Source organism: Albidovulum sp., assembly GCF_049646345.1.
In the GTDB taxonomy this organism is placed as follows: Bacteria; Pseudomonadota; Alphaproteobacteria; order Rhodobacterales; family Rhodobacteraceae; genus Albidovulum.
The window spans coordinates 1-2,308 of sequence record NZ_JBARVQ010000378.1 but is presented as its reverse complement, the minus strand read 5'-3'; the positions used below and the strand labels follow the sequence as shown (position 1 = coordinate 2,308).

3 protein-coding genes are annotated in these 2,308 nt (G+C 58.5%); all 3 read left to right on the top strand.

Annotated features, from left to right (window positions below):
• Nucleotides 1–26 precede the first annotated feature (26 nt).
• Nucleotides 27–638, top strand: a complete 612-nt coding sequence (locus tag WBB85_RS09380) for an autoinducer binding domain-containing protein (RefSeq protein WP_432638358.1) — start codon at nucleotides 27–29, stop codon at nucleotides 636–638.
• Nucleotides 639–700: 62 nt separating this feature from the next.
• Nucleotides 701–1,291, top strand: a complete 591-nt coding sequence (locus WBB85_RS09375; RefSeq protein ID WP_432638357.1) for an acyl-homoserine-lactone synthase — start codon at nucleotides 701–703, stop codon at nucleotides 1,289–1,291.
• An 86-nt stretch (nucleotides 1,292–1,377) separates the two neighbouring features.
• Nucleotides 1,378–2,308, top strand: a 931-nt coding sequence (locus tag WBB85_RS09370) for a replication-associated recombination protein A (protein WP_432638356.1), incomplete at its 3' end; no start/stop codon positions are given.

Sequence of the window (2,308 nt, the reverse complement as noted above, 5' to 3'; positions counted from 1 at the left end):
CCCTAAATCAACTTGTCTAAAAGGACATGTCCGATATGCCAGTGCTTGATCCAATTCTTCAGTCCCTGTCGCTTCTGGCGCCTGCTGGTTATTTTATCGGACTGCACATACGGTACGCGTCTCCACTCATGCAGTTTTCCAACTACAATCAGGATTGGCTGGATCACTATACGGAGAAAGCCTATGCGCTCCGTGATCCGACGATTGCCTGGGGATTCAGCACTGAAGGGGCGAGCCGCTGGGGCGAGATCAGCATACCTGATCCATTCGGACTGTTCGAGGAAGCAAGAAGTTTTGGCCTGATTTTCGGGCTGACGGTTTCCTGCGGACCGGTTCGGTCGCGAACCATTTCAAGTTTTGCGCGCGCAGACCGCGACTTCACGGATTCCGAGATTGAACAGATTTCGGAACTTGTCCGGAGGCTACATGACCTAACAGAGCCGCCGGAAAGCCTGACAACGGCACAGACCGAAGCCCTGAAACTTATTGCGGCGGGGGATCGGCATGCGGCCGCAGCAGCCAAACTGAATATCTCCGAAAGTGCGCTCAAGGCCCGTCTGATGTCTGCACGGCAGAAATTGCTTGCCCGTACAACAGCGGAGGCCATCCAGCGTGCCAAAGACTACAGGCTGATGTAACCAAATGTCGGTCTTTCGTTTGCATGCAGGGTTGAAGAAATCAACCAAGCAGGAGACCACTCATGCAAACTACCGTCCTCTCGTTCGAGAACCTTCATAACCATGGAGAGTTGTTCGCCAATCTGTTTCGGGCGCGCAAGCAGTCCTTCATCGTCGAAAAGCGATGGAACCTGCCCGAAGCGCTGGATATGGAATACGATCAATACGACACGCCAGCCAGTCGCTGGATTGCCATCCACGACGATGTCGGCCAGGTCTATGCCGGTATCCGGCTGACTCCGACCATCGCGCGTTGCGGTATCTACAGCTACATGATCCGTGACGCGCAGCGGGGGCTTTTGACCTCGCTGCCGACTGATCTTCTCTATGATGCGGCCCCCGTCGATCCGCAATGCTGGGAATGCACGCGGGTTTTCGTGCTGCATAATACGCCGCAGCTTATCCGGCGCAGGGTTCATGCTTTCATGGTCGAAGCGATGGTCAAATCCGCGCGCGAGCAGGGGGCAAGCCAGTTGATCGCGATCACTCCCGCGAACTGGCCGCGCTGGTATGGTCGTTGCGGGCTGGATGCCAAAGGGATCGGGCCGGTCATTTTCATTGACGATGGCGATTATCAATGCGTCCAGATCGATCTGACGAACAAGATGCACTGATCTGATATGCTGACAATATCGCCCGCCGGGATGAGAGGGACCGTTTTGCATCTTTCTCGCCCCGACCGGCGGGGATAGAAATCATTATGGCCGATCTTTTTGACAGCGCCCCGACAGCAGCACCCTCGACGGCCCCTCGGCCGCTCGCGGACCGGCTTCGGCCTGCCACGATTGATGCGGTCATCGGCCAGACGAAAGTTCTCGCGCCCGGCGGTCCGCTTGGCGCGATGCTTGGTGCGGGCAGCCTGTCCTCGCTGATCCTCTGGGGGCCGCCCGGCGTGGGCAAGACCACGATCGCCCGGCTTCTGGCCGATGCGACCGATCTTGCCTTCGTGCAGATCAGCGCGATCTTTACCGGTGTGCCGGATCTCAGGAAGGTTTTCGAGGCGGCGAAGCTGCGCCGTCAGCAGGGCAGGGGGACACTGCTTTTCGTTGATGAGATCCACCGCTTCAACAAGGCCCAGCAGGACGGGTTCCTGCCGCATATGGAAGACGGCACCATTGTTCTGGTGGGTGCCACGACCGAGAACCCGTCATTCGAACTGAACGCCGCCCTTCTCAGTCGTTCTCAGGTCATCGTGTTGGAACGGCTGTCCCCGGCCGATCTTGAATTGCTGGTGCAACGGGCGGAAAAGGAACTCGGTCGCGCATTGCCCCTGAAGGCCGAGGCGCGTGAGGCGCTGGTAAACATGGCCGATGGCGATGGTCGCGCGCTTTTGAACCTGATCGAACAGGTCGCTGCCTGGAAGCTCGACAAACCGCTCGATACAGCCGCCCTTTCCGAACGGCTGATGCGGCGGGCGGCGAAATACGACAAGTCGGGTGAGGAGCATTACAACCTTATCTCGGCTCTGCACAAATCGGTGCGCGGGTCCGACCCGGATGCGGCGCTCTACTGGTTTGCGCGCATGTTGGAAGGCGGCGAGGACCCGCGTTTCCTTGCGCGCCGGATCACCAGAATGTCGGTCGAGGATATCGGCCTTGCTGATCCGCAGGCGCAGACAGTCTGCCTGCATG